The 25,973-nt window shown below is 69.9% G+C and carries 21 protein-coding genes; 16 read left to right on the top strand and 5 right to left on the bottom strand.

Features of this window, described 5'->3' with window-relative positions:
- From RGD00_RS04920 to cobA, 5 genes are read left to right on the top strand one after another with little or no spacing between them, the layout of a single operon-like run.
- Positions 1 to 1,680 carry an ABC transporter ATP-binding protein gene (locus RGD00_RS04920; protein ID WP_310456181.1) on the top strand — a complete coding sequence of 560 codons (1,680 nt, stop codon included), beginning with the start codon at positions 1 to 3 and terminating at the stop codon, positions 1,678 to 1,680.
- Positions 1,680 to 4,112 (top strand): nitrite reductase large subunit NirB, encoded by a 2,433-nt coding sequence (gene nirB, locus RGD00_RS04925; RefSeq protein ID WP_310456182.1) that lies wholly within the window; start codon positions 1,680 to 1,682, stop codon positions 4,110 to 4,112. Before RGD00_RS04920 ends, nirB begins: the two co-directional genes overlap by 1 nt.
- Positions 4,113 to 4,117: 5 nt before the next feature.
- Entirely contained in the window at positions 4,118 to 4,453 is a 336-nt protein-coding gene (nirD, locus tag RGD00_RS04930) for a nitrite reductase small subunit NirD (RefSeq protein ID WP_310456376.1), read from the top strand.
- A 6-nt stretch (positions 4,454 to 4,459) separates the two neighbouring features.
- Entirely contained in the window at positions 4,460 to 7,063 is a 2,604-nt protein-coding gene (locus RGD00_RS04935) for a molybdopterin-dependent oxidoreductase (RefSeq protein ID WP_310456183.1), read from the top strand.
- On the top strand, positions 7,060 to 7,875 hold the full coding sequence (gene cobA / locus RGD00_RS04940) for a uroporphyrinogen-III C-methyltransferase (RefSeq protein WP_310456184.1): 816 nt from the start codon (positions 7,060 to 7,062) through the stop codon (positions 7,873 to 7,875). Before RGD00_RS04935 ends, cobA begins: the two co-directional genes overlap by 4 nt.
- 123 nt (positions 7,876 to 7,998) lie before the next feature.
- Here cobA and bmt read toward each other — a convergent pair whose 3' ends face one another.
- A complete protein-coding gene (gene bmt, locus RGD00_RS04945) occupies positions 7,999 to 8,961 on the bottom strand; it encodes a betaine--homocysteine S-methyltransferase (RefSeq protein ID WP_310456185.1) in 963 nt (320 codons plus the stop codon).
- Positions 8,962 to 9,015: 54 nt separating this feature from the next.
- Positions 9,016 to 9,333, bottom strand: a complete 318-nt coding sequence (locus RGD00_RS04950) for a DUF1476 domain-containing protein (protein WP_310456186.1) — start codon at positions 9,331 to 9,333, stop codon at positions 9,016 to 9,018.
- 218 nt (positions 9,334 to 9,551) lie between these two features.
- Here RGD00_RS04950 and RGD00_RS04955 point away from each other — a divergent pair, with 218 nt between their 5' ends.
- From RGD00_RS04955 to RGD00_RS04995, 9 genes are all read left to right on the top strand, one after another.
- Positions 9,552 to 10,340 (top strand): phosphoribosylaminoimidazolesuccinocarboxamide synthase, encoded by a 789-nt coding sequence (locus tag RGD00_RS04955; protein ID WP_310456187.1) that lies wholly within the window; start codon positions 9,552 to 9,554, stop codon positions 10,338 to 10,340.
- A gap of 12 nt (positions 10,341 to 10,352) precedes the next feature.
- Complete coding sequence (purS, locus tag RGD00_RS04960; RefSeq protein WP_310456188.1) at positions 10,353 to 10,607, top strand: phosphoribosylformylglycinamidine synthase subunit PurS; 255 nt, start codon at positions 10,353 to 10,355, stop codon at positions 10,605 to 10,607.
- 31 nt (positions 10,608 to 10,638) lie between these two features.
- A complete protein-coding gene (gene purQ, locus RGD00_RS04965) occupies positions 10,639 to 11,307 on the top strand; it encodes a phosphoribosylformylglycinamidine synthase subunit PurQ (RefSeq protein ID WP_310456189.1) in 669 nt (222 codons plus the stop codon).
- Between the two features lie 44 nt (positions 11,308 to 11,351).
- Positions 11,352 to 13,112 carry a sensor histidine kinase gene (locus RGD00_RS04970; RefSeq protein ID WP_425603365.1) on the top strand — a complete coding sequence of 587 codons (1,761 nt, stop codon included), beginning with the start codon at positions 11,352 to 11,354 and terminating at the stop codon, positions 13,110 to 13,112.
- A 6-nt stretch (positions 13,113 to 13,118) separates the two neighbouring features.
- Positions 13,119 to 14,450: a sigma-54-dependent transcriptional regulator gene (locus RGD00_RS04975; protein ID WP_310456191.1), complete on the top strand. Its 1,332-nt coding sequence runs from the start codon at positions 13,119 to 13,121 to the stop codon at positions 14,448 to 14,450.
- 485 nt (positions 14,451 to 14,935) lie between these two features.
- Complete coding sequence (locus RGD00_RS04980) at positions 14,936 to 17,626, top strand: Rne/Rng family ribonuclease (RefSeq protein WP_310456192.1); 2,691 nt, start codon at positions 14,936 to 14,938, stop codon at positions 17,624 to 17,626.
- 172 nt (positions 17,627 to 17,798) lie between these two features.
- Positions 17,799 to 18,551 carry a cytochrome c biogenesis CcdA family protein gene (locus tag RGD00_RS04985; protein ID WP_310456193.1) on the top strand — a complete coding sequence of 251 codons (753 nt, stop codon included), beginning with the start codon at positions 17,799 to 17,801 and terminating at the stop codon, positions 18,549 to 18,551.
- Positions 18,552 to 18,602: 51 nt separating this feature from the next.
- Positions 18,603 to 19,832, top strand: a complete 1,230-nt coding sequence (locus RGD00_RS04990; protein ID WP_310456194.1) for a hypothetical protein — start codon at positions 18,603 to 18,605, stop codon at positions 19,830 to 19,832.
- Complete coding sequence (locus RGD00_RS04995) at positions 19,829 to 21,193, top strand: cytochrome P450 (protein ID WP_310456195.1); 1,365 nt, start codon at positions 19,829 to 19,831, stop codon at positions 21,191 to 21,193. Before RGD00_RS04990 ends, RGD00_RS04995 begins: the two co-directional genes overlap by 4 nt.
- A gap of 86 nt (positions 21,194 to 21,279) precedes the next feature.
- Here the strand turns inward: RGD00_RS04995 and metF are convergent, their stop codons facing one another.
- The gene (metF, locus tag RGD00_RS05000; protein ID WP_310456196.1) at positions 21,280 to 22,137 is read right to left on the bottom strand and encodes a methylenetetrahydrofolate reductase [NAD(P)H]; all 858 of its coding nucleotides are present in this window, start codon (positions 22,135 to 22,137) and stop codon (positions 21,280 to 21,282) included.
- 91 nt (positions 22,138 to 22,228) lie between these two features.
- Here metF and RGD00_RS05005 point away from each other — a divergent pair, with 91 nt between their 5' ends.
- Complete coding sequence (locus RGD00_RS05005) at positions 22,229 to 23,134, top strand: LysR family transcriptional regulator (RefSeq protein WP_310456197.1); 906 nt, start codon at positions 22,229 to 22,231, stop codon at positions 23,132 to 23,134.
- A 13-nt stretch (positions 23,135 to 23,147) separates the two neighbouring features.
- On the opposite strand, the gene RGD00_RS05010 is transcribed toward RGD00_RS05005, so the two are convergent.
- Positions 23,148 to 24,086, bottom strand: a complete 939-nt coding sequence (locus tag RGD00_RS05010; RefSeq protein WP_310456198.1) for a hypothetical protein — start codon at positions 24,084 to 24,086, stop codon at positions 23,148 to 23,150.
- A 151-nt stretch (positions 24,087 to 24,237) separates the two neighbouring features.
- Here RGD00_RS05010 and RGD00_RS05015 point away from each other — a divergent pair, with 151 nt between their 5' ends.
- A complete protein-coding gene (locus RGD00_RS05015; RefSeq protein ID WP_310456199.1) occupies positions 24,238 to 25,026 on the top strand; it encodes an inositol monophosphatase family protein in 789 nt (262 codons plus the stop codon).
- A gap of 8 nt (positions 25,027 to 25,034) precedes the next feature.
- On the opposite strand, the gene RGD00_RS05020 is transcribed toward RGD00_RS05015, so the two are convergent.
- Positions 25,035 to 25,775 (bottom strand): rhomboid family intramembrane serine protease, encoded by a 741-nt coding sequence (locus RGD00_RS05020; protein ID WP_310456200.1) that lies wholly within the window; start codon positions 25,773 to 25,775, stop codon positions 25,035 to 25,037.
- Positions 25,776 to 25,973 lie beyond the last annotated feature (198 nt).

The following is a 25,973-nucleotide window of genomic DNA, read 5'->3' on the forward strand; positions in this document are numbered from 1 at the left end:
ATGGCCATTCTCGAATTCAGGAACGTCTGCAAGGGGTTCGGCGCGGGTGCGGCGCGATCCGAGGTGCTGCGCAACATCGACCTGACGGTGGCGGAGGGCGAGTTTCTGGCCATCCTCGGTTTCTCGGGCACCGGCAAGACGACGCTGATAAGCCTGATGGCCGGGCTTGCCGCACCCGACCGGGGCGAGGTGCTGTTCCGCGGCGCACCCGTGACGGGGCCGGGGCCGGAACGGGGGCTGGTGTTCCAGTCGTATTCGCTGATGCCCTGGCTGACGGTGGCGGGGAATGTCGCGCTGGCCGTCGATGCGGTGCACGGGCAGCGGCCCCGGGCCGAACGCGCGGCGATGGTGGCGGAATATGTCGCCATGGTGGGCCTGTCGCATGCCGCCGCCCGCCGCCCGGCGGAACTGTCGGGGGGCATGCGGCAGCGCGTGGCGGTTGCCCGGGCGCTGGCGATGGAACCGCAGGTCCTGCTGATGGACGAACCCCTGTCGGCGCTGGACGCCATGACCCGCGCCGGGCTGGCCGACGAGATCGAGGGGATCTGGCGGCGCGACCGGCGCACCGCGGTGCTGATCACCAACGACGTGGACGAGGCCATCGTGCTGGCCGACCGGATCGTGATCCTGAACCCCGACGGCACCCTGGGGCGCGATTTCGCCGTGGCGCTGGACCGGCCGCGCGACCGGGGCGCCCTGAACGGCGACGCCGCCTTCCAGCGCCTGCGCGCGGCGGTGACGGCGGAACTGATACAGGCCGGGCGCGCGTCGGGGGCAGGGGCCGGGACGGTGCGGCACCTGCCCCTGCTGACGCCCCGCCATGCGCTGCCCCGCGCCTATGCGCAGGCCGCGGCCGGCCCGATCGACGGCCGCTATCTGCACTATTCGCAACTGTCCAAGGTCTATGACACGCCGAAAGGGCCGCTGACGGTGGTGGAGAATTTCGACCTCAGGCTGAAGAAGGGCGAATTCGTCAGCCTGATCGGCCATTCCGGCTGCGGCAAGTCCACCGTCCTGTCGATGACCGCGGGGCTGACGGGCGTGTCCTCGGGCGCGATCAAGCTGGACGGATATGCCGTGGAGGGCGCGGACCCCGAACGCGCGGTGGTGTTTCAGGCGCCCTCGCTGTTTCCCTGGCTGACGGCGCGGGAAAACGTCGCGCTCGGGGTGGATCGCGTCTATCCGGCCGCCAGCCGGGCCGAACGGCAGGAGGTGGTGGAATACTACCTCGAACGGGTGGGTCTTGGCGATGCGATGCACCGGCTGGCGGCGGATCTGTCGAACGGGATGCGCCAGCGGGTGGGTATCGCGCGGGCCTTCGCGCTGTCGCCCAAGCTGCTGCTGCTGGATGAACCCTTCGGGATGCTCGACAGCCTGACCCGGTGGGACCTTCAGGATGTGCTGATGGAGGTCTGGAGCCGGACGCAGGTCACCGCCGTCTGCGTCACCCATGACGTGGACGAGGCGATCCTGCTGGCCGACCGGGTGGTGATGATGACCAACGGCCCCCGCGCCACCATCGGCCGGATCGCCACGGTGGACCTGCCGCGCCCGCGAAGCCGCCGGGCGATGCTCGACCACCCCGACTACTGGCGCCACCGGGCCGAGATCCTGGATTTCCTGCACGACCACGCCCACGGGCCCGCCGCGGCCCCCGCGAAAACAGAGGAGGCAGCATGATGGCCAGACGGCTTGTGGTGATCGGGGCCGGCATGGCCTCGGGGCGGATGCTGGAACATCTGCTGGACGGGGGCGGGGACGGCTGGGACGTGACCCTGTTCAACGCCGAACCGCGCGGCAACTACAACCGGCTGATGCTGTCGCCGGTGCTGTCGGGCGAAAAGACCTATGCGGAAATCGTCACCCATGATGCGGACTGGTACGCCGCCCGCGGCATCGACTGCCGCTTCGGCGAGCCGGTGGTGAAGATCGACCGCGCGAACCGGGTGGTCCGGTCCAGCGCAGGCGGCGTGCCCTATGACGCGCTGGTGATCGCGACCGGATCGGCGCCCTTCATCATCCCGGTGCCGGGCAAGGACCTGCCCGGGGTCTGCACCTATCGCGATCTGGAAGATACCAACGCCATGATCGCCGCCGCGAAACCGGGCGCCACGGCGGTGGTGATCGGCGGCGGCCTTCTGGGGCTGGAGGCGGCGGCGGGCATGGCCGCGCGCGGGGCAGAGGTGACGGTGATCCACCTGATGGGCCATCTGATGGAACGCCAGCTGGACCCCGCGGCGGGCTATCTGTTGCAGAAGGATCTGGAACGCCGGGGCATCCGGGTCCACTGCCGGGGGGCGACCAAGGCGATCCTCGGGCATGGCCGGGCAGAGGCGGTGCTGCTGGAAGACGGCACCGTCTATCCCGCCGATCTGGTCTGCATGGCCGTGGGCATCCGCCCCGAGGTGCGCCTTGCCACCGACGCGCATCTGGAGGTGAACCGCGGCATCGTGGTGGACGACGCGATGCGCACCTCCGACCCTGCGATCTTTGCCCTTGGCGAATGCGTGGAACATCGCGGGCAGCTTTTCGGCCTCGTCGCGCCGCTCTACGATCAGGCGAAGGTGCTGGCCGATGCGCTGAACGGGGCCGAGGCCGCCTTCCGCCCCGTGCAGACCGCGACCCGGCTGAAGGTCACGGGGGTGGACCTGTTCAGCGCGGGCGATTTCACTGACGCGCCGGGGCGCGAGGACATCGTGTTCCGCGATCCGGGCCGGGGCGTCTACAAGCGCCTGATCCTAGAGGGAGAGCGGCTGGTCGGCGCGGTGATGTATGGCGATACCGCCGACGGGTCGTGGTTCTTCGACCAGATCCGGCAGGGCGCCGATGTGTCCGCCATCCGCGACACGCTGATCTTCGGCCCCGCCTTCGCCGCCGGGGGGGCGGCGGCGGACCCTCTGGCCGCCGTTGCAGCCTTGCCGCCTGAGGCAGAGATCTGCGGCTGCAACGGCGTCTGCAAGGGGCGGATCATGCAGGCGGTGCAGGGCGGCGCGGCGACGCTGGATGCCGTGCGCGCGCAGACCAAGGCCAGCGCCTCCTGCGGCAGTTGCACGGGGCTGGTGGAAAAGATCATGGCGCTGACCCTGGGTGAGGGGTTCAGGGCCGATGCCGACCCGCCGATGTGCCGCTGCACCGACCACACGCACGAGGATGTGCGCCGCCTGATCAAGGCGCAGCGGCTGAAATCCATCCCGGCGGTGATGCAGGAACTGGGCTGGAAGACGGCGGGCGGCTGTGCGTCCTGCCGGCCGGCGCTGAACTATTACCTGCTGGCGGACTGGCCGCTGGACTATCGCGACGACCGCCAGTCGCGTTTCGTCAACGAAAGGAACCACGCCAACATCCAGAAGGACGGCACCTATTCGGTCGTCCCGCGCATGTGGGGCGGCGTCACCACGCCCGCCGAACTGCGCGCCATCGCGGATGCGGCCGACAAGTTCGCGGTGCCGATGGTCAAGGTCACGGGCGGGCAGCGGATCGACCTTCTGGGCGTGCGCAAAGAGGACCTGCCCGCGATCTGGGCCGACCTGAACGCCGCCGGGATGGTGTCGGGCCACGCCTATGCCAAGGGGCTGCGCACGGTGAAAACCTGTGTCGGCAGCGAATTCTGCCGCTTCGGCACGCAGGATTCGACCGGCCTCGGCATCCGGCTGGAAAAGCTGCTCTGGGGGTCGTGGACGCCCGCCAAGGTCAAGCTGGGCGTGTCGGGCTGCCCGCGCAACTGCGCCGAGGCGACGTGCAAGGATGTGGGCGTGGTCTGCGTCGAGTCTGGGTTCCAGATCGGCGTCGCGGGTGCGGCGGGCATGGATGTGCGGGAAACCGAACCCCTGCTGACCGTCGCCACCGCGGACGAGGCGGTCGAGGTCATCGCCGCCTTCATCCAGCTTTACCGCGAAAACGCGCGCTACCTGCACCGCATCTACAAATGGGTCGCGGCGGTGGGGCTCGACTGGTGCCGCGCGCAGGTCGCCGACCCGGCCACGCGCCGCGCGCTTTACGACCGGTTCATGATCGGCCAGTCGGTCCACCAGAACGATCCTTGGGCCGAATATGCCGCCCGCCCGGCGGACTGGGCGCCGCTGAAAACGATCCCGCTGGAGGCCGCCGAATGAACAGCATGGCCGCAAGCTGGATCGAGATCGGCCTTCTGTCCGACATTCCCCCGCAGGGCGCGCGGGTGGTCAGGACGCCGCGGGGCTGCATCGCGGTGTTCCGCACCGCGGGCGACCGGGTCTTCGCCCTGAACGACCGCTGCCCCCACAAGGGCGGGCCGCTGTCCGAAGGGATCGTGCATGGCGAGGCCGTGACCTGCCCGCTGCACAACTGGGTTTTCGACATGAATTCGGGGCAGGCGCAGGGGGCCGACGAAGGCGCCGTCGCCACCTTTCCCGCCCGGGTCGAGGGGGGGCGCGTCTTTCTGGACCTGTCGTCCCGCGGGCGGAACGGGGGCTAGGCGGCGATGGGTGAAATCCGCAGCACCTGCCCCTATTGCGGGGTGGGCTGTGGCGTGCTGCTGCGCGCCACCGCAACCGGGGTCGAGGTGCGGGGCGACCCGGACCACCCGGCCAACCGCGGCAGGCTCTGTTCCAAGGGCGCGGCGCTGGCCGAAACGGTGGGGCCCGAGGGGCGGCTGCTGGCGCCGATGATCGGCGAGCGTGCGGCGGATTGGGACGAGGCGCTGGATCTGGTCGCCGCGCGGTTCCGCCGGACGATCGCGGACCACGGGCCGGATGCGGTGGCCTTCTACGTCTCGGGCCAGTGCCTGACCGAGGATTACTATGTCGCGAACAAGCTGATGAAGGGCTTCATCGGCAGCGCCAATATCGACACCAATTCGCGGCTCTGCATGGCCTCTGCCGTGGCCGGGCACCGCCGCGCCTTCGGCACCGATACCGTGCCGGGGCTCTATGAGGATTTCGAACTGGCCGATGTGGTGGTGCTGGTCGGGTCCAACATGGCCTGGTGCCACCCGGTGCTGTTCCAGCGCCTGATGGCGGCGCGCGCGGCGCGGGGCACCCGCGTGGTGGTGATCGACCCGCGCCGCACCCCGACCTGCGACAGCGCCGACCTGCACCTGCCCATCGCACCCGGGGGCGATGCGGCGCTGTTCAACCTCGCGCTGGCAGAGGCCGCGCGGCGCGGGCTGCTGGATCGCGACCGCCTGCGCAATATCGAGGGGGTCGAGGCCGCGCTGGCCGCCGCACGGGCGACCGACCCGGGCCTGACCGGGCTCGGCCCGCAGCAACTGGCGGCCTTCTTCGACCTGTGGCTGGGGGCCGAAAAGGTCGTCACCGCCTGGTCCATGGGCATCAACCAGTCCGACACCGGCACCGACAAGGTGAACGCGATCCTGAACCTGCATCTGGCCACCGGCCGCATCGGCAAGCCCGGCGCGGGGCCGTTCAGCCTGACCGGACAGCCCAATGCGATGGGCGGGCGCGAGGTCGGGGGGCTGTCCAACATGCTGGCCTGCCACCTGAATATCGAGGACGCCGCCCACCGCGCCGCCGTGCGCGGTTTCTGGGCCGCGCCCGCATTGGCCGAAAGGCCGGGGCTGAAGGCGGTGGATCTGTTCCGCGCGGTGGGCGACGGCCGCATCAAGGCGCTGTGGATCATGTGCACCAATCCGGTCGTGTCGATGCCGCAGGCCGACCGGGTGGCGCAGGCCATCGCCGGTTGCGATTTCGTCGTGGTGTCCGACATGATGGCCGAAACCGATACGATGCGGCTGGCCCATGTGCGCCTGCCCGCCGCCGGCTGGGGCGAAAAGGACGGCACCGTCACCAATTCCGAACGCCGGATCAGCCGCCAGCGCCCGTTCCGCGCCCCCCCGGGGCAGGCGCGGGCGGACTGGTGGCAGATGGCGCAGGTCGCGCGGCGGATGGGCTTTGCCGGCTTCGACTGGGACCATCCGGCGCAGATATTCGCCGAACACGCGGCGCTGTCGGGGGTGGCGGGGGCGCTCGGGTCCGATTTCGACATTTCGGACCATGCGGGGATCACGCGGGCGGGCTATGACGCGCTGGCGCCTTTCGTCTGGCCCGCAAATGCGCACCGGCGGGGCGGGCGCTTCTTCGCGGACGGGCGCTTTCACCACCCGGACGGCCGGGCGCGGATGATCGCCGTCGCCCCGCAGGCGGTGGCCGGGCCGATGATCCTGAACACCGGCCGCGTCCGCGACCATTGGCACACGATGAGCCGCACCGGCCTGTCCCCCCGCCTGAACCAGCACATGGCGGAACCCTATCTGGAGGTCCATCCCGACGACGCCCGCCGCCTGGGGCTGGAACCCGATGGCCTCGCGCGGGTGGCGGGGCAGGGGCGCGCGGCGCTGCTGCGGGTGCTGGTGTCGGACCGCGTGGCGCCGGGCCAGCCCTTCGCCCCCATCCACTGGACGGGTGAAACCGCCGCGCAGGGCCGCATCGGCGCGGTGGTCGAAGGGGCGGCCGATCCCGTCTCGGGCCAGCCGGCGCTGAAATCCGGCGCGGTCGCGGTCGCGCCCTTCGTACCCGCCTGGTTCGGCTATGCGGTTGCGGCGCGGCCCTTCCGCCCCGATTGCGCCTATTGGGCGCGCGCCGCCCATGCCCGCGGCATGACCGCCGAACTGGCGGGCGGCCATATCCCCGCCGATTGGGAGGCTGCGGCCCGCAGGCTGTTCGGGCTGGGGCCGGGGCTGCAGGCGCAGGTCTATGCCGATCCGTCCCGCGGCCGCACCCGGCTGGCCTTCATCGACGGGGGGGCGCTGGTCGCCGCACTTTTCGTCGACCGCGCGCCGGTGGCGGTTTCCCGCGCCCATGTCGCCGCCCTGCTGGGCGAACCCGCCGGCCCCGCGCTGCTGTCGGGCCGCCCGGGGGCCGACCGCCCCGACCCCGGCCCCACGGTCTGCGCCTGCCTTGCGGTCGGGCTGAACACCATCGCCGCCGCCATCGCCAGCGGCGCCTGCCCCACCGTCGCCGCCCTTGGCGACAGCCTCGGGGCGGGCACCAGTTGCGGGGCCTGCCGCCCGGAACTCGCCGCCCTGATCGCCCGCCACGCCCCCCTGCCGAAGGAAGCCGCCGAATGAGCCTCTTGCCCGATCCGAACCGGATGCAGCCCGCCGCCCCGCAGACCGGCCGCCTGTCGCTGGTGGGCGCGGGGCCGGGTGCGGCCGACCTGATGACCCTGCGCGCGGTGGACCGGCTGCGGCAGGCGGATATCGTGCTGCACGACCGGCTGGTCGGGCCCGGGGTGCTGGCGCTGATCCCGCCCGGCATCCCGCGCATCGACGTGGGCAAGGAATGCGGCAGCCACCGCTGGACGCAGGCCGCGATCGACGCGCGCATCCGCGCCGAACTGCGCCGGGGCCGCCATGTCGTGCGGCTGAAATCGGGCGATCCTTCGGTTTTCGGCCGCGCCGCCGAGGAAGTCGCCGCCGCCACCGCCGAAGGCGCACCGGCAGAGATCGTGCCCGGGATCACCGCCGCCTCCGCCGCGGCGGCCAGCCTCGGGCAGCCGCTGACCACGCGCGGGGTGGCGCAGCGGCTGATCCTCGCCACGGCGACGGGCCGCGACGGCGTGCTGGCCGAAGGGACGGGCGCGGGCTTCGGCCCGGGCGCGGCGCTCGCGCTCTACATGGGGCGGCACCGGCTGGCCGGCATCCGCGACAGCCTTCTGGCCCGCGGCGCCGATCCGGCGACGGCGGTGAGCATCGTCACCGCCTGCAGCCTGCCCGACGAACATCGCATCACCCTGCCGCTGGCGCGGCTGGCAGAGGCCGCCACGCCCGCGGGTCCGGCGATCCTGCTGCTGCGGTGGGGGCAGGTGGTGGAGGCGGCGCCCCTTGCCCCGGCCGTGCCGCGGGCGGAGCGTGCGGTGGCCTCCGGCGGGGATATTTAGGGACAGAAAATGGACAGGGCGCGCCCTTCTTCACTTTCTGTCTGAAAATATCCTCAGGGGGTGAATTGGCGCAGCCAAGAGGGGGCAGAATGCCCCCTGCGCCACCTGACACCGGGCACCACCTCAGCCGGGATGCGCGGGCGTGAAGCCGCCGAGCCGCCCGGCGATGGTTTCCAGCGTCGGGCGGGGGCCGCGGGGGCGGGTTTCCAGCGCCGCGCGCATCGCGCGCAGGTGGTCGGGCGTGGTGCCGCAGCAGCCGCCGATGATCCGCGCGCCCAGATCGCGCGCCAGCACCGCGTAATCGGCCATCAGGTCCGGCGTGCCGTCGTAATGCAGGTGGCCGTCGTGGTATTTCGGCACCCCGGCATTCGCCTTGGCGATGATCGGCCGTTCCGTCCCCTGCGCCACGAACCCCGCCACGCTGCGCAGCAGGTCCGACGCGCCGGTGCCGCAGTTCGCGCCGAAGGCGGCGGGCGGGTTCGGCAGGGTTTCCACCAGATCGGCCAGTTGCGCGGGCGTCACGCCCATCATCGTGCGGCCCGCGGTGTCGAAGCTCATCGCGCCGCACCAGTCCATGCCGACCCGCCGCGCGGCCTCGGCGGCGGCGCGCAGGTCCTCGGGTGCGGCGAGGGTTTCGACCCACAGCAGGTCGGCGCCGCCGTCGCGCAGGGCCTCTGCCTGTTCGTGGAAGATCTCGACCGCCTCGGCATGGGTCATCGTGCCCATGGGGGCGAAGATCCCCCCGCTCGGCCCCATGGAACCCGCGACGATCACCGCGCGCCCCGCGCCGGCCGCGACCTCGCGCGCCAGTTCCGCCGCGGCGCGGTTGAGTTCGCCCACCCGGGGCGCAAGCCCGTGCGGGCGCAGCCGCCCCGCATTGGCGCCGAAGCTGTTGGTCAGGAACAGATCCGCCCCCGCCTCCACCGCCGCGCGGTAGAGGCTGCGCACATGCGCGGGCTGGCCGGTGTTCCACAGCTCGGGCGGCTCCTGCGCGCCGAGGCCCATGTTGAACAACGCCGTGCCGGTCGCGCCATCGGCCATCAGCCAGTCGCGCGTCTTCAGCATCCGGGTCAGGGCATCCGCCATGTCCGGCCCCTTCGTGGGTGGCAGGCCCGCGCCCTGCGGGGGCGGGCGGGGGGCTTACTTCGCCTCGTCCAGCAACTGCACCTTGGCGGTGGACAGCAGTTCGTCCATCTTGGCGCGGATCGTCGCCTCGTCGGCGAGGTTGCCCAGATCGGCGGCGAGCTTGCGGATGACGTCATCGGGGCCGGGTTCGGCGAAGTCGGCCTTCACCACTTCCATCGCATAGGCGTCGGCCACCGCGCCGGTCTTGCCCATCAGCCCCGCGGCCCAGAGCCCGGCAAGCTTGTTGCGCCGCGCCTCTGCCCGGAACTGCATTTCGGCGTCATGGGCATATTTCGCCTCGTAGGCCTTTTCGCGGTCGTCGAACGTGGTCATGCATGCGCCTCGCTGGTCTGGTCGTGCCTGATGTCCATATGCCCTTGCGCGCCCGCGCCCGCAAGTGTCGCGATGGCGCCATACCCCGGGCGCGCGGCCGCGATCGCCTTGCGACACCGGGGATGTTGCCGTATAGGCGCAGGCAGGCACGCAGACACGCCGGGGCCTCCGGGCCTGCGCCCCTGCCGGCGCAGGGCGGCACACCGATCGGAGCATGCATGGCACGTCGCAAGAAGATCTACGAAGGCAAGGCCAAGATCCTGTACGAGGGACCGGAGCCGGGCACGCTGATCCAGTATTTCAAGGACGATGCCGCCGGGCAGGCCGCTGCCCCCGCCGCCACCCGCACCGGCCCCGCGGGCGGCCAGCAGGGCGACGGGCGCGGCGTGCTGAACAACCGGCTGTCCGAATTCTTCATGAACGGGCTCAACGCCATCGGCGTGCCCACGCATTTCATCCGCCGCATCAACATGCGCGAACAACTGGTGCGCATGGCGGAAATCATCCCGCTGATGGTGGTGGTGCGCAACTATGCCGCGGGCGACCTGTCCAACCGCCTGGGCATCCCCGAGGGCACGGCGCTGCCGCGGCCCATCGTCGAATTCTACTTCAAGGACGACAAGCTGGGCGATCCCCTTGTCACCGAGGAACACATCATCGCCTTCGGCTGGGCCAGCCAGCAGGACATGGACGACATGATCGCGCTGGCGCTGCGCGTGAACGACTTCCTGTCGGGGGTGATGCTGGGCGTCGGCATCCGGCTGGCGGATTTCCGAATCGAGGTCGGCCGGATCTGGGAAGGCGACTACATGCGCCTGATCGTCGCCGACGAGATCAGCCCCGACAGCTGCCGGCTGTGGGACATGCGCGCGGCCGAGATCCCCGACCGCGACGGCAACATCCGCGAACCGGGGCCGCTGGCCGATGTCTATACCGAACTCGCGCGGCGTCTGGGGGTGCTGCCCTCGAACGTCACGCATGCCACCAAGCCCTCGCTCATCAACTGAAAGGCCCGCCCGATGACCGCCCCCAGCCTCAAGGCCCGTGTCCATGTGATGCTCAAGGACGGCGTGCTCGACCCGCAGGGCGAGGCCGTGCGCCACGCGCTCGGCACGCTCGGCTTCGGCGGGGTGGAGGCCGTGCGGCAGGGCAAGGTGATCGAACTCGACCTCGCCGCGACCGACCGCGCCGCGGCGGAGGCCGAGGTGCGCGCGATGTGCGAAAAGCTGCTCGCCAATACGGTGATCGAGAAATACACCGTCGAAATCGCCTGACCCGTCACCCTGACGCCCCGGAGGATCGGCCATGAAAGCCGCCGTCATCACCTTTCCCGGTTCCAACTGCGACCGCGATCTGGCGGAAGGTTTCGCCAAGGCGGGGGCAGAGGTCGTCCGCGTCTGGCACAAGGACACCGCGCTGCCTGCGGGCGTCGATGTGGTCGGCCTGCCGGGCGGGTTCAGCCATGGCGATTACCTGCGCTGCGGGGCCATCGCGGCGCGCGCGCCGGTGATGGCGGCGGTGGCGGCCCATGCCGCGCGCGGGGGCTATGCGATCGGCATCTGCAACGGCTTTCAGGTGCTGACCGAGGCCGGGCTGCTGCCCGGTGCGCTGATGCGCAATGCGGGGCTGAAGTTCATCTGCCGCAATGTCGGCCTGCGCGTGGCGACCGCCGACAGCGCCTTCACCGCCGGCTGGCGACAGGGCGCGGCGGTGACGATGCCGGTGGCGCATCACGACGGCAACTATCAGGTCGATGCCGACACACTGGCGCGGTTGCAGGGCGAGGACCGCATCGCCTTCACCTATGCCGAAAACCCCAACGGCGCGCTGGCCGACATCGCGGGCGTGCTGTCGGCCAACCGCCGCGTGCTCGGCATGATGCCCCACCCCGAACGCGCCATCGAGGACGTGCAGGGCGGCACCGACGGATCGGTGCTTTTCCGCTCGCTCTCGGCGGTGATGGCGGCGGCCTGAGCGCGGGCGCTTGCCCGGCGGGGGGCTGGTGCTAGACTGCCGCCATGCCAGCGACGTCAGAGACTCCTGCACCGCCCGTGAATGGCAAGGGCCTCACGCTCTGGCTTCGGCTGGCGGTGGTGGGGCTGGTGGCGGTGGCCGCGGCGCTGGTGCTGATCACCAACCAGTGGCTGACGGAACGGTTCACGGAAACCACGCGCAGCCGCGCGGAACTGCGGCTGGCGCTGTATACCGGGAACCTGATTTCCGAACTGCAACGCAATTCGGTGGTGCCGGTGCTGCTGGCCAACGACCCCTCGCTGCTTGGTGCACTGCAGAACGGGGTGTTCTCGGGCACGTCGCAGCGGCTGATTTCCTTCCAGTCTGAACTGGGGGCGGCGCTGATCCTGCTGCTGGATGCCGAGGGGCGCACCGTGGGCGCGACCGACCGCAACCGCATCGGCACCCAGCACCGCCAGGACCCCTATTTCGTCGAGGCGCTGCGGTCCAAGGACACCGTGTTCACCAGCTGGAAGCGGGAAACGGGGGCCTATGGCTTCACCTTTTCGCGCGCGCTGGTGGCCGACAACAAGATGCGCGGCGTCGTCGTGGTCGAGGTCGACCTGATGAAATACGAACGCGCCTGGTCGGGGTTCGCCGATGCGGTGGCGGTGATCAACAGCGAGGGGCAGGTGGTGCTGGCCACCGAACCGCGCTGGCGCGGCCGCACGCTGGACGAGGCGCTGCAACTGCGCGACGCGCCCTCGGCCATCGAACGCGCGCTGAAGGTCACGGCCGACTGGACCCAGAACCCCCCCGACGCCTATGTCAAGGGCGAGGCGGTGATGCGCACCGAGGCGCGGATCCCCTTTCGCGGCTGGCGGATGGTCGCCTTCACCCGCTACGATTCCGTGCGCGAACAGGTCAACGCCTTCCTCGCGCTGGAAATCATGGGGTTCGCGATCCTGCTGGCGGCGGGGTTCTACCTGCTGTCGCGGCGGGCGCGGTTCCAGTCGCGCGCCTTCCAGCGGGAATCCGCCGAACTGCGGCTGCTGAACGCCCGCCTGCAACGCGAGATCGCGGAACGCGAAAAGGTCCAGCACGATCTGGAGGCGGCCGAACAGACGCTGGCGCAATCGTCGAAACTGGCGGTTCTGGGGGAAATGTCGGCGGCGGTCAGCCATGAGCTGAACCAGCCGCTGGCGGCGATGAAGACCTATCTGGCGGGGGCGCGGCTGCTGCTGCAACGGCGGCGGCCGGACGAGGCGCTGTCGTCCTTCCAGCGCATCGACGATCTGATCGACCGCATGGGCGCGATCACCCGGCAGCTGAAATCCTATGCCCGCAAGGGCGGCGAGGCCTTTGCGCCGGTGGACCTGCGGTCCTGCGTGGGTGAGGCGCTGTCGATGATGGAACCGCAGTTGAAACCGCGCCGCGTGCGCATCCTGCGCACCCTGCCGCGCGAACCCGTGATGGTGATGGCCGACCGCATCCGGCTGGAACAGGTCATCATCAACCTGCTGCGCAATGCGCTCGACGCCACGCGCGACGTGCCGGCGCCGCAGATCGACATCATCCTGACCCGCGGTGACACCGCCACCCTGCTGGTGCGCGACAACGGGCCGGGGATTTCGGATCTGGACAAGCTGTTCGAACCGTTCTGGACCACCAAGAAACCCGGCGAGGGGGTGGGTCTGGGGCTGGCGATCTCGTCAGGGATCGTTGCGGACCTCGGGGGCCGGCTGACGGCCCGCAACACCGAGGGGGGGGCTGTATTCGAAATGCAACTCCCCATATTGGGCGATGGAATGAAGGCTGCCGAGTGAGGACCAATGGCACGTGCGATGAAGGTGGCGATCGTCGATGACGAGGCGGACATGCGGCAGTCGATCAGCCAGTGGCTGGCGCTGTCGGGCTTCGATACGGAAACCCATGCCAGCGCCGAAGAGGCGCTGAAGGCCATCGGGGCCGATTTCCCGGGCGTCGTGATCAGCGACATCAAGATGCCGGGGATGGACGGGATGGCGCTGCTCAAACGGTTGATGAGCATGGATTCGGGCCTGCCCGTCATCATGATCACCGGCCACGGCGACGTGCCCATGGCGGTCGAGGCGATGCGGCTCGGCGCCTATGACTTTCTGGAAAAGCCGTTCAACCCCGACCGGATGACCGATCTGGTCAAGAAGGCCACCAACCTGCGCCGCCTGACGCTGGACAACCGCGCGCTGCGGCGGGAACTGTCGGACGGCACGGTGCTGATGAAAAAGCTTATCGGCACTTCGGGCGTGATGGAACGGCTGCGCGAGGACATTCTGGACCTCGGGCAGGCCGACAGCCATGTGCTGATCGACGGGGAAACCGGCACCGGCAAGACGCTGGTCGCCCATGCGCTGCACGCCGTGGGGCCGCGGGCGGGGCGCAAGTTCGTCACGCTCTCCTGCGCCGCCTATCCCGAAGAGGCGCTGTCGGAACGGCTGTTCGGCCCGGTGGCCGAGGGCGCGACCCTGCCGCTGGTGGAAGAGGCGCGCGGCGGTACGCTGTGCCTCGAGGATATCGAATCGCTCAGCCAGCCCTTGCAGGCGCGATTGCTGACGCTGATCAACGATCAGGGCACCCCGCCCGAAACCCGCATCATCGCGATCTGCAACGAACATGCCCCCGACAAGACGGTGGAAGACGCGCTGCGCCCGGATCTCTACTATCGCCTCGGCGCGATGAAGATCGACCTGCCGCCGCTGCGCGCGCGGGGCGAGGATATCCTGACCCTTTTCACCCGCATGGCCGAACAGTTCGCCGAGGAATACGGCTGCGAGGCCCCGACCGTGACCGCGCAGGAGGCCGCGCAGCTGCTGCAAGCGCCCTGGCCGGGCAATGTGCGCCAGCTGGTCAACATCGCCGAACGCGCGGTATTGCAGAACCGGCGGGGGTCGGGCTCCATCGCCTCGCTGCTGATGGCCGACAACGAGGCCGCGGGGCCGGCACTGACGACCGAAGGCAAGCCGCTCAAGGAATATGTCGATGCGTTCGAACGGATGCTGATCGACAACACCATGCGCCGCCACAAGGGATCGATCGTCGCGGTGATGGAGGAATTGTGCCTGCCCCGGCGGACGCTGAACGAGAAGATGGCGAAATACGGGCTCAGCCGCGCCGACTACGTATGAAGATTTTTCGCGGAAGGTTTTCCGGCGGCGGGGGGCGAAAGCCTTTCGCACAAGGATTTTCCGCGCGGCCGCGGGGGCCCGTCGCACGGGCCGCCGCGGAAAATCGCCCATTGCGTTTCCCTGCCCTTTGCCCATAGGGTCGTCGAAAGCGGACGGAATGTCACCGTCCGACGAAGATTTCATGTCCCTCGCCGCCGTGAATTTGCCGCGGCGCGGCGGGACAGCCGGAATGGCCGCAAGGCCGTAGCGATGTCCGTCAGACCCCCGGGTCGTGCGGGCTTTCATCAGATGGGCCCCGCAAGGGCCCGGGACAGAACCGCGATGATGCGCGTTACCGCGACCCAGCAGAGCCTCAGGTGCCCGACCGGCGCCGCCCCGCTGGCCGGCCCGTGCCGCCTCGCCCGAACAAGACATCTGCCGCAATGCGGCCGTCCCCCCGGGCCTGTGCCCGGGCGCGGGCGTTTGCGGCGGTGCAACGGAACACTATGGTCAAGAAAATGCTCATTGATGCCACCCACGCGGAGGAAACCCGCGTCGTGGTGGTCGACGGAAACAAGGTCGAGGAATTCGATTTTGAAACGGTGAACAAGCGTCAGCTGGCGGGGAACATCTACCTCGCCAAGGTGACGCGGGTCGAACCCTCGCTTCAGGCGGCCTTCGTTGATTACGGCGGGAACCGGCACGGTTTCCTCGCCTTCGCGGAAATCCACCCGGACTATTACCAGATCCCGGTGGCCGACCGCCGCGCGCTTCTGGAAGAAGAACGCGCCTACCAGAAGCAGCAGGACGAAGAAGACAACCGCCGCCGCCGCAGCCCGCGCCGGGCGGCCCCCGCCGCCGCGGCAGAGGCCGTGCAGGCCGGCGACGCCATGCAGACGGCAGAGATCGGCGGCATGGGCCTTGTCGATCTGGGCGAGGAAACCGGGGCCGACGCGCTCTACGAGGCGCCCGCGAACGGCAACGGCAATGGCGAGAACGGCGACGAGCCCTATCGCGCCATGGACCACGCCACCGAGATCGACGACGAGATCGAATCCGTCGCCGAAGAGGACGTGGCCGAGGAAATCGCCGAACCCCGCCGCCCGCGCCCGCGCAAATACAAGATCCAGGAAGTCGTCAAGGTCCGGCAGATCATGCTGGTCCAGGTGGTCAAGGAAGAACGCGGCAACAAGGGCGCGGCGCTGACGACCTATCTGTCGCTGGCCGGCCGTTATTGCGTGCTGATGCCCAACACCGCCCGGGGCGGCGGGATCAGCCGCAAGATCACCCAGGCCGCCGACCGCAAGAAGCTCAAGGAAATCGCGGGCGAACTCGACGTGCCGGAAGGCGCCGGCCTGATCATCCGCACCGCGGGCGCCAAGCGCACCAAGGCGGAAATCAAGCGCGACTACGAATATCTGATGCGGCTGTGGGAACAGGTGCGCGAACTGACGCTCAAGTCCATCGCCCCCGCGCCGATCTACGAGGAAGGCAACCTCATCAAGCGCACGATCCGCGACCTCTACAACCGCGAGATCGAGGAAGTGCTGGTCGAGGGCGAGGCGGGCTATCGCACCGCCAAGGACTTCATGAAGATGATCATGCCGTCCCACGCCAAGCAGGTGCAGCCCTATGTCGACCAGGTGCCGCTGTTCGCGCGCTATCAGGTGGAAAGCTACCTTGCGGGCATGTTCAACCCGGTGGTGCAGCTGAAATCCGGCGGCTACATCGTCATCGGCGTGACCGAGGCGCTGGTGGCGATCGACGTGAACTCCGGCCGCGCCACCAAGGAAGGCTCGATCGAGGAAACCGCGCTCAAGACCAACCTCGAGGCGTCCGAAGAGATCGCCCGCCAGTTGCGCCTGCGCGACCTTGCGGGCCTGATCGTCATCGACTTCATCGACATGGAGGAACGCAAGAACAACCTCGCCGTCGAGAAGCGCCTGAAGGACAAGCTGAAAACCGACCGCGCGCGGATCCAGGTTGGCCGCATCTCGGGCTTCGGCCTGCTGGAGATGAGCCGCCAGCGCCTGCGCCCCGGCATGCTCGAATCCACCACGCAGCCCTGTTCGCACTGCCACGGCACCGGCCTGATCCGGTCCGACGACAGCCAGGCGCTGGCCATCCTGCGCGCGCTGGAAGAAGAGGGCACGCGCAAGCGTTCGAAAGAGGTGCTGTTGAAGGCCCCGGTGGGGATCGTCAACTTCCTCATCAACCAGAAGCGCGAACATGTCGCCTCGATCGAGGCGCGCTATGGCATGGCGGTGCGGATGGAGGCCGATCCGGCGCTGGTCAGCCCGGATTATTCCATCGAGAAGTTCAAGACCGCGACCCGTCTGGTGACGGCGGTGCAAAGCCCGGTGGTCTCGCTCGACGCCACCGCGATGCCGGATCTGGTCGAGGATGACGAGGATCTGGTCGAAGAGGATCCGGCCGAGGCCGAAGAGGCTGCCGAAGGGGCGGAAACCCCGGCGGCTGACGGCGACGGCGGCCAGCCGCGCAAGAAGCGGCGCCGGCGGCGGCGGCGGCGGGGCGGCAACGGCACCGGGCCTGCGGGCAGCGCCGATGCGCTGGCCGATGACGGATCCGACGATGGCGCGGACGACGAGGGCGACGAGGACGCCGCCGAGGCGGAGGCCGTGGCGGAGGTGACGGCAGAGCCTGCCGTGAGCGAACCCGCGCCGGAACCCGCCGTGGCCGAAGCGGCTGCCGCGGAACCCGCGCCGGAGCCCGAGGCCGAGGCCGAACCCGAGGCGCCGAAAAAGCGCACCCGCACCCGGACGCGCAAGCCCAAGGCGGATGCCGAGGCGGCAGAGGCCGTGGCGGAACCCGCACCGGAACCGGCGCCCGCACCCGTGGCCGAAGAGGCCGCCCCGGCCAAGAAACGCGCCCCGCGCAAGCGCACCACCAAGCCGAAGGCCGAGGCCGCAGAAAGCCCCGCAGAGGCCCCCGCGCCCGAGGCCACAGCGGCAGCCCCGGCGGCAACGCCGAAGCCCAAGGCCCCCGCGCGCGCGGCGCAGCGGGCGGCGGAACCGGCCCCCGTGGCCGTGGAAGCCCCCGCACCCGAACCGGCCCCCGTGGCGGCGCAGGCAGCCGAACCCGTGGCCGAAACGGTCGCGGCAGATGCCCCCGCACCCGAACCGGCGGCGGCCGACGATGCCGCCAAGCCCAAGCGCAAGGGCTGGTGGGCCCGCTGAGACCTTTCCCCGGGGGCGGTGCAACCCGCCCCCGGACCCCCTGCGACCCAAAACCGCAGGGGCGCGCGGGAACAAACGCCTTCGTGACCACCGCGCCCCGTGACCTGCGCCGCGCCGCGCGATAGACCGGAACGGGGCGCCGGCACGGGCGCCGGGGCAACGGGCGAGGCCAATGTTCGGGATTGACCTTTTCGATGCGGCGCTGGTGCCGTCGATGCTGGTGGCGCTGATCGCCGGGCTTCTGTCCTTTCTCAGCCCCTGCGTGCTGCCCATCGTGCCGCCCTATCTTGCCTATATCGGCGGGATTTCCGTCCACGACCTGCGCGAGGGCGGCAGCCGCCAGCGGCAGGCGATCCTGCCCGCGCTGTTCTTCGTGCTGGGCCTTTCGACGGTCTTTCTGTTCCTCGGTTTCGCCGCCTCGGCCTTCGGGGCGTTCTTCCTGGCCAATGCCGACTGGTTCAACACCATCGCCGGGATCGTGGTGATGGTCTTCGGCCTGCATTTCCTGGGCATCTTCCGCATCGGCATCATGGACCGCGACATGCGCATGGACGCGGGCGACCGGGGCGGTTCGGCGCTTGGCGCCTATGTGCTGGGCCTTGCCTTCGCCTTCGGCTGGACCCCCTGCATCGGCCCGCAACTGGGCGCGATCCTGTCGCTTGCGGCGTCGGAGGCCAGCATCGCGCGGGGCACGGCGCTGCTGGCGGTCTATGCCGTGGGGCTCGGCATTCCGTTCCTGCTGGCGGCGGCGTTCTTTCCCCGGCTCACCGGCGTCATGGGCTGGATGAAGCGGCACATGGAACGGATCGAGCGGATCATGGGCCTTCTTCTGTGGACGGTGGGCCTGCTGATGCTGACCGGGGGCTTCGCCAGTTTCTCCTACTGGCTGCTGGAAACCTTCCCCGCCCTTGCCGTGCTTGGATAGCGCCTTTCCCGCGCCGCAATCTCCGCTATCCTCGGCCCCGAGGTACCAGCGATGACCACCGAACCCACCGTCCGCCGCCGCCGGGTGTTCTACATCCCCGGCTTCGACCCGATCCATCCCCGCCGCTACCGCGAGCTTTACCGGCGCGAGGGGGCGGCGCAGGCGGCACTGTCGGGCTATGAACTGGCGTTGAAGCCCAGGCGCAGCAAGGGGCCCTACGGCTGGCATGTCGCGGCGCAGGTCGAGGGCGCGCGGGTGGAAACCGATGTCGAGGTGCTGGTCTGGTCCGACATCGTGCGCGAGTCGATGGGGCAGGGGATCCTCGGCACCTACTGGCAACTGGCTCGCACGGCCTGGGCCTATATCGGCTCGGGCGCGCTGTTCAGGCTGATGCGGCTGCGCAAGGGCCCGATCCTCGCCGCGCTCTACCCCGAGGCGATGTTGCTGGCGCAACTGGCGCTGGCCTGCCTCGCGGCCTGGGGTGTTGGGGCGCTGGTCGCGCTGGCGCTGCCCGGATGGGTGGGCTGGCTGGCGGGGCTGGCGGTGATCCCCCCGGTGCTGGTCTGGTTCCGCCGGCAGGACCACCGGCTTTACGCCTATTACCTGATGCACGATTTCGCCTACACCGCCCGCGACGGCGGCGCCTATCCGCCCGAACTGACCGCGCGGATGGAGGCGTTCCGCCAGTCCATCGCCGAGGCGCTGGCGTCCGGGGCGGACGAGGTGCTGGTCGTCGGCCATTCCTCGGGTGCGCATATCGCGGTCACGGTGCTGGCCGACCTGCTGCGCGCTGGGCGAGCGGAAGGGGGGGCCGAGGGGGGGCCGGTGCTGTCGCTGCTGACCCTCGGCCAGGCGATCCCGATGGCTTCCTTCCTGCCGCGGGCGGACAAGCTGCGCGGCGATCTGCATTACCTCTCGGCCTCGGATGCGCTGACATGGGTCGACGTGACCGCACCGGGCGACGGCTGCGCCTTCGCTTTGTGCGATCCGGTGGCGGTGACGGGCGTGGCCCCGCCCGACAAGCGCTGGCCGCTGGTGCTGTCGGCGGCCTTCAGCCAGACGCTGAGCCCGGCGAAACAGGCCGAACTGAAACGGCGCTATTTCCGCCTGCATTTCCAGTACATGTGCGCTTTTGACGCCTTGCCGGGCACGCCCGCGGACTATGATTATTTCCGCATCACCGCCGGGCCGCAGACGCTCGGCGCCCGTTTTGCGGACCGCGCGCCCTCGAAAAGCCGGATCGAGACGCCCGTGGGCCGCCATGTCACGATGGCCGCATGAACCCGCCGAAACCAGACCCCCGGCCCGACCGCGTATCCTTGATCCGCTATCTGCGGCTTTTCCGGCAGGACATCCTGTCGGCGCAGCCCGCGCGGCTCTACCGCGCCTGGATGGCCGAATTCCGCACGCCCTTCTTCCGGTCCTACCTGTGCAACGATCCCGCGCTGGTGGATCTGGTGCTCAAGGGCCGGCCCGACGATTTCCCGAAATCGAACCGCATCCGCGAGGGGCTGTTGCCGCTTCTGGGCCAGTCGGTCTTCGTCACCAATGGCGCGGTATGGAAGGCGCAACGGCGCATCATCGACCCGGCGTTCGAGGGCGGGCGGCTGCGCGACACCTTCCCGGCGATGCTGGCGGCGGGGCAGGCGGCGGTGGCGCGGATGGCGGCGCGCACCGGGGCGGGCGGCGCGGTGGTGGAAATCGAGGAACCCGCCAGCCACGCCGCCGCCGACGTGATCTTCCGCACGCTCTTTTCCATCCCGATCGACCACGAGGTCGCGGCGCAGGTCTTTTCCCGCTTCCGCGACTATCAGCGCAGCCAGCCGATCCTGAACCTCGCCGCCTTCCTGCCGCTGCCGCGCTGGTTCCCGCGCCTTCACCGCCGCGACACCACCGGCGCCGCCCGCGACATCCGCCGCCTGATCGAACGGCTGACGGCCGACCGGATGGCGGCCATCGCCGCCGGCACCGCGCCCGACGATCTGGCCACCAAGATCATGACCACCGCCGATCCGCAGACGGGCCGCCGGTTCGACACCGCCGAAATGGTGGATCAGGTGGCGATCTTCTTTCTGGCGGGGCACGAAACCTCCGCCTCGGCGCTGGCCTGGGCGCTGATGCTGCTGGCGATGTACCCCGAGGCGCAGGACAGGATTGCGGCAGAGGCCGAGGCCTTCGTCGACGCGCCCGAATTCGCCGGCCTCTCGCGCCTGCGCTTCACCCGCGACATGTTCCGCGAAACGCTGCGGCTCTATCCGCCGGTGCCGATGATGGTGCGGGAATCGGTGAAACCCGAAACCTTCCGGGGCCGCCCCGTCGCGCCGGGGGCGCAGGTGGTGATCTCTCCCTGGCACCTGCACCGGCACGAACGGCTGTGGGATGATCCCGACGCCTTCGACCCCGACCGCTGGTCGCGCGAGGATACGCGCGTGACCGCCCGCGACGCCTATATCCCCTTTTCCGCCGGTCCCCGCGTCTGCACCGGCGCGGGTTTCGCCATGGCCGAAGGGGTGCTGCTGCTCGCGCTTCTGACCCGCGCCTTCCGCTTCACGCTCGCCGGCCCGCCCCCGGTCCCCGTCGCGCACCTTACGGTCCGCGCCCGCGACGGCATCCGCCTGTGCGTCACGCCGCGCAGCGCCTGACACTGCAAGACGCCCTGTTCACTTTCTGTCTCTAAATATCCCGGGGGTCCGGGGGCTGGCCCCCGGCGCGCCGCCGGTCACGGGGTTCAGGCCACCGCCTCCAGCCCCGCCGCCACACCCAGTTCCCGGCAGACCGCCAGCGTCAGATGCGGGCGGTTGAGGGTGTAGAAATGCAGATCCTCCACCCCCTCGGCCAGCAGGCGGGCGCAAAGATCGGCGCAAAGCCGCACCGACAGCGCCGCCGCCCCCTCGCCCGTCACGCCCCCGAAGGCATCGTCGAGCCATTGCGGCACCGAGGTGCCGCAGCGCGCGGCGAAGCGTTTGGTGCCGGCCCAACTGTCGATGGGCAGGATGCCGGGGATGATGGGCGCAGCGATCCCCGCCGCGGCGCAGGCGTCGCGGAAGCGCAGGAAGGTGTCGGCCTCGAAGAAGAACTGGGTGATGGCGCTGGTCGCCCCCGCGTCGATCTTGCGTTTCAGCCAGCGCACGTCGGCGCCCGCATCCGCGGCCTCGGGGTGGGGTTCGGGATAGGCGCCCACGCGCAGGGTGAAATCGCCGGTGGCGGCCAGCGCCTCGATCAGTTCGACCGAATCCGCAAACCCCTCGGGATGGGGGGTGAACCGCGCGGCGCCCTGCGGCGCATCGCCCCGCAGCGCCACGATTTCCCGGACCCCGGCGGCGGCATAGGATGCCGCGATCTCCATCGTCTCGGCCTTCGTCGCATCCACGCAGGTCAGGTGTGCTGCGACGTTCAGGCCATAGTTCTTGCCGATCGTCGTCACCGCCTCATGCGTCAGCTGCCGCGTGGTGCCGCCCGCGCCATAGGTCACGGACACGAACCCCGGCTTCAGCGGCGCCAGCGCCTGCACCGTTTCCCACAGCCGGAAGGATGCTTCCAGATTGCGGGGCGGGAAGAATTCGAACGAAATGCGCGGGCGGGTCATCGGCGGCTCCTGTACGTTGCCCCTCTCTGGCATGTCCGCTAATCTGAGGCAAATTCATAATCCTCAAGATGAACATGAAGGCGGTAGGGGGATGCATATCGAACTGCGCCATCTGCGCACCATCCGCGCGATCCATCAGGCCGGCGGGCTGGCGCGGGCGGCCGAGGTGCTGAACATGACCCAATCGGCGCTGAGCCATCAGGTCAAGGGGCTGGAGGATCAGGCCGGGGTCGAACTCTTCGTGCGCCGTTCGAAACCCCTGCGGCTGTCGGCGGCGGGCCAGCGGCTGTTGCGGCTGGCCGAACGTGTGCTGCCCGAGGTCGAGGCGCTGGACGAGGAATTCCGCGCCCTGCGCGCGGGGCGTACCGGGCGGCTGCATATCGCCATCGAATGCCATGCCTGTTTCGACTGGCTTCTGCCGGTGCTGGAACTCTTCCGCCGCGCCTGGCCAGAGGTCGATGTGGACATCCGCCCCGGCCTCGCCTTCGGCGCGCTGCCGGCGCTTCTGCGCGAAGAGGTCGATCTGGTGGTGTCGTCCGACCCCGAGGATATCGCCGGCGTCATCTTCCACCCGCTTTTCGATTACGAGCCCCGCTTCATCGCCGCGGCCTCCAACCCGCTGGCGCAAAAGGCGGAAATCGCCGCCGAGGATTTCCGCGGCCAGACGCTGATCACCTATCCGGTGGACCGCGCGCGGCTCGACGTGTTCACCGAGGTGCTGACCCCCGCCCGGGTGGAACCCCGCGCCGTGCGGCAGGTGGAACTGACGGCGGTGATCCTGATGCTGGTCGCCTCGGACCGGGGCGTGTCGGTCCTGCCGGACTGGGTGCTGCGCGCGGTGCGCGGGTCGGCGGATTACGTGACGCTGCCGCTTGCCGGGCGGCCGGTCAAACGGCTTTACGCCGCGACGCGCGCCAGCGACGCGACCCAGCCCTTCATGGCGCATTTCCTGCGGCTGGCGCGGACAGAGCCGGTAAAGCTGCAACGGGCGGGGTAGGGCGGGCGCGGTCTCAGGCGGCCTCGGACGCCCCCGCCATCAGCGCCAGCGCGGTGTCCAGGGGGGCATGCAGCCGGGGCGGCAGGGCTTCGTGCAGGCGTTCGGTCAGGTCGGCCAGCACCGGACGGCCGCGCAGGAAATGCAGGCGGTGATAGTGCAGCACCTTCGCCTTGCCCTCGCGCCGCAGCACCCGGTCGCGGTAGGACAGCGAATAGTTGTAGATATCGGGCAGCGCCCGCCATGCCAGCCCGTGACGGTAGAGCGTCAGCGGCAGGGTGATCTGGTCGAGCCAGGGCCGCTTGCCGCCGACCATGCAGTTGCGGTCGAAATCCGATGCCATGTCCAGCCACAGCCGGCCGAAGCGTCCCTCCGCCCCCGGCAGGGGCTGTTCGGGAAAGCTGATGAAACCGGCGTTGAAATAGGGCAGGTGGCGCAGCCGCCGGCCGCGCACCAGCGTGACCCGTTCCGCCGGCAGGTCCTGGCCGATATGGGCATAGGCCCGTTCCCACCGCCCCTCGCCGCGCCAGCTCGGGATGCCTTCGGGCACGGCCAGAACGGCAGTGTCGCCCGGCGGGGCAAGGCCGCCGATGCGCCCCGTCACCACCATGTCGGTGTCCAGAAAGGTCGTGCGCGCGACATCGCGCGGCGCGGCGCAGGCGAGGATCTTGTTGCCGTGCGGGTAGGGCCGGGCCCAGTGGCTGCCCGGCGGGGGCAGGGGGGCGATGGTCACGCCGGCGGCCTCGTAGACCAGCCGCACGGTTTCATCCAGCATCGGCACCGTCCGGGCCGAGACATAGGCGATGGCGCGCAGATGCGCCGCCCCCCGATGCGCCTGCGCCAGCGACATCGCCAGGAACAGCGACTGGAAAGCCAGCGTCTCGCCGTCGACGACGAAGATGAAGGCCTCGGCGGCGGGGGCATCGGCGCCGCCGCCCGTTTCCGGTTGGTCCATGCGCTTTCCTCCGGTCCGGCGCCGCGCGGAAGGTTAGCGGAAACCGCCGCACCGCAAAAGCCCCGAAGGCGCCCCCGGAAGCCCGCTGTGCACCCTTCCCTTTTCGCCCCCCGCCGTGTAGAGCAACCGCCTTGAACGGCAGGAGTCCCCGATGCAAGGCAGCGCCAACCTGAACCTGATGATCAAGGCCGCCCGCAAGGCCGGCCGCAGCCTGGTGAAGGACTTCCGCGAGGTCGAGAACCTTCAGGTTTCCGCCAAGGGCCCGGGGGATTTCGTCACCAAGGCCGACCGCGAGGCCGAACGCATCATCCGCGACGAACTGATGGGCGGGCGGCCCACCTACGGCTGGCTCGGCGAGGAAACCGGCGAGACGGCGGGGCAGGACCCGACGCGGCGCTGGATCGTCGACCCCTTGGATGGCACCACCAACTTCCTGCACGGCCTGCCGCATTGGGCGGTGTCGATCGCGCTGGAACACAAGGGCGAGATCGTGTCGGCCGTGGTCTACGACCCGGCGAAGGACGAGATGTTCTGGGCCGAAAAGGGCGCCGGCGCCTGGATGAACGAAAGCCGCATCCGCGTGTCGGGCCGCCGCCACATGATCGAGGCGATCTTCGCCACCGGCGTGCCCTTCGGCGGGCGCGGCACGCTGCCTGCGACCCTGCAGGACCTTGCCCGCTTGATGCCGGTCTGCGCGGGCGTGCGGCGGTGGGGCTCGGCGGCGCTCGACCTCGCCTATGTCGCGGCGGGGCGGTACGACGGCTACTGGGAACGCGGCATCCAGGCCTGGGACATGGCGGCGGGCCTGCTGCTGGTGCGCGAGGCGGGCGGGTTCGTCGGCGCCGTGCGCACGGGCGACGACCCGATGGAAAAGGGCGCGGTGCTGGCCGGCAACGGCGCGCTTTACGAACCCTTCGCCAAGGTCATCCGCGGCGAATAGGCTGCGGGTCAGCGCCGCCGCTTGACCGGGGGGATGGGGCTGCGGCGGTACTGCGCCTCGGGATGCGGGGGCGCGCCCTCGGTGCGCCGCCAGAACGCCGGCCCCCCGCGCGCCAGCCACACCGGCAGCACCAGCAGCATCCCGGCGGCAAACCCGCCCGCATGCGCCCAATAGGCGACCCCGCCCATGTCGGTGTCGGCGGCAAGCCCGTTCACCACCTGGAACAGCAGCCACAGCCCCAGCATCAGCCAGGCAGGCACCGGCACGATGCGGAAGAAGATCACGATGATGATCAGCACATCGACGCGCGCGCGGGGGAAGAACAGCAGATAGCCCCCCAGAACCCCCGCGATCGCCCCCGAGGCGCCGACCATCGGAATGCCCGACCCCGGATCCGCCGCCACCTGCAACACCGCCGCCGCGACGCCCGAGGCAAGGTAGAACAGCACGAACCGCACATGGCCGAGCGCGTCCTCCATGTTGTCGCCGAAGATCCACAGGAACAGCATGTTCCCCGCAAGGTGGAACAGGTCGCCATGCAGGAACATCGAGGTCGCCAGCGTCTGCCAGCCCTCGCCCCCCGCCACCAGCCGCGGCACCACCCCCCATTCGAGGAACACCCGGTATTCGGCCTCGGGCGTGTCCTGGAACGGCCAGTAGGACAGGAAGACCGCGACGTTCAGCGCGATCAGCAGATAGGTGACGAAAGGGGTTCGCCCCGAGGGGTTGTGATCGCGGATCGGAAACATGGGGTTACGCTTTCCGATCCGTCCCGCGGCGTCAAGAGGCTGCGCGCGGCCCCGTGGCGGGCCGGGCAGGGGGCATTCTGCCCCCTCTTGGCTGCGCCAATTCACCCCCTGAGGATATTTTCGGACAGAAAATGAAGGCACGCCCGCGACACTTTCTGTCCTCAAATATCCCCGCCGGAGGCTCCCGTACTCTCCACC

The sequence above is a fragment of the Ruixingdingia sedimenti genome, from assembly GCF_031432425.1.
Classification (GTDB): domain Bacteria; phylum Pseudomonadota; class Alphaproteobacteria; order Rhodobacterales; family Rhodobacteraceae; genus Ruixingdingia; species Ruixingdingia sedimenti.

What these genes read in the sequence shown, in the direction of transcription:
- RGD00_RS04920 (WP_310456181.1), top strand. Translation starts at nt 1, where the DNA reads ATGGCCATTCTCGAATTCAGGAACGTCTGCAAGGGGTTCGGCGCGGGT.
- nirB (WP_310456182.1), top strand. Translation starts at nt 1,680, where the DNA reads ATGGCCAGACGGCTTGTGGTGATCGGGGCCGGCATGGCCTCGGGGCGG.
- nirD (WP_310456376.1), top strand. Translation starts at nt 4,118, where the DNA reads ATGGCCGCAAGCTGGATCGAGATCGGCCTTCTGTCCGACATTCCCCCG.
- RGD00_RS04935 (WP_310456183.1), top strand. Translation starts at nt 4,460, where the DNA reads ATGGGTGAAATCCGCAGCACCTGCCCCTATTGCGGGGTGGGCTGTGGC.
- cobA (WP_310456184.1), top strand. Translation starts at nt 7,060, where the DNA reads ATGAGCCTCTTGCCCGATCCGAACCGGATGCAGCCCGCCGCCCCGCAG.
- bmt (WP_310456185.1), bottom strand. Translation starts at nt 8,961, where the DNA reads ATGGCGGATGCCCTGACCCGGATGCTGAAGACGCGCGACTGGCTGATG.
- RGD00_RS04950 (WP_310456186.1), bottom strand. Translation starts at nt 9,333, where the DNA reads ATGACCACGTTCGACGACCGCGAAAAGGCCTACGAGGCGAAATATGCC.
- RGD00_RS04955 (WP_310456187.1), top strand. Translation starts at nt 9,552, where the DNA reads ATGGCACGTCGCAAGAAGATCTACGAAGGCAAGGCCAAGATCCTGTAC.
- purS (WP_310456188.1), top strand. Translation starts at nt 10,353, where the DNA reads ATGACCGCCCCCAGCCTCAAGGCCCGTGTCCATGTGATGCTCAAGGAC.
- purQ (WP_310456189.1), top strand. Translation starts at nt 10,639, where the DNA reads ATGAAAGCCGCCGTCATCACCTTTCCCGGTTCCAACTGCGACCGCGAT.
- RGD00_RS04970 (WP_425603365.1), top strand. Translation starts at nt 11,352, where the DNA reads ATGCCAGCGACGTCAGAGACTCCTGCACCGCCCGTGAATGGCAAGGGC.
- RGD00_RS04975 (WP_310456191.1), top strand. Translation starts at nt 13,119, where the DNA reads ATGGCACGTGCGATGAAGGTGGCGATCGTCGATGACGAGGCGGACATG.
- RGD00_RS04980 (WP_310456192.1), top strand. Translation starts at nt 14,936, where the DNA reads ATGGTCAAGAAAATGCTCATTGATGCCACCCACGCGGAGGAAACCCGC.
- RGD00_RS04985 (WP_310456193.1), top strand. Translation starts at nt 17,799, where the DNA reads ATGTTCGGGATTGACCTTTTCGATGCGGCGCTGGTGCCGTCGATGCTG.
- RGD00_RS04990 (WP_310456194.1), top strand. Translation starts at nt 18,603, where the DNA reads ATGACCACCGAACCCACCGTCCGCCGCCGCCGGGTGTTCTACATCCCC.
- RGD00_RS04995 (WP_310456195.1), top strand. Translation starts at nt 19,829, where the DNA reads ATGAACCCGCCGAAACCAGACCCCCGGCCCGACCGCGTATCCTTGATC.
- metF (WP_310456196.1), bottom strand. Translation starts at nt 22,137, where the DNA reads ATGACCCGCCCGCGCATTTCGTTCGAATTCTTCCCGCCCCGCAATCTG.
- RGD00_RS05005 (WP_310456197.1), top strand. Translation starts at nt 22,229, where the DNA reads ATGCATATCGAACTGCGCCATCTGCGCACCATCCGCGCGATCCATCAG.
- RGD00_RS05010 (WP_310456198.1), bottom strand. Translation starts at nt 24,086, where the DNA reads ATGGACCAACCGGAAACGGGCGGCGGCGCCGATGCCCCCGCCGCCGAG.
- RGD00_RS05015 (WP_310456199.1), top strand. Translation starts at nt 24,238, where the DNA reads ATGCAAGGCAGCGCCAACCTGAACCTGATGATCAAGGCCGCCCGCAAG.
- RGD00_RS05020 (WP_310456200.1), bottom strand. Translation starts at nt 25,775, where the DNA reads ATGTTTCCGATCCGCGATCACAACCCCTCGGGGCGAACCCCTTTCGTC.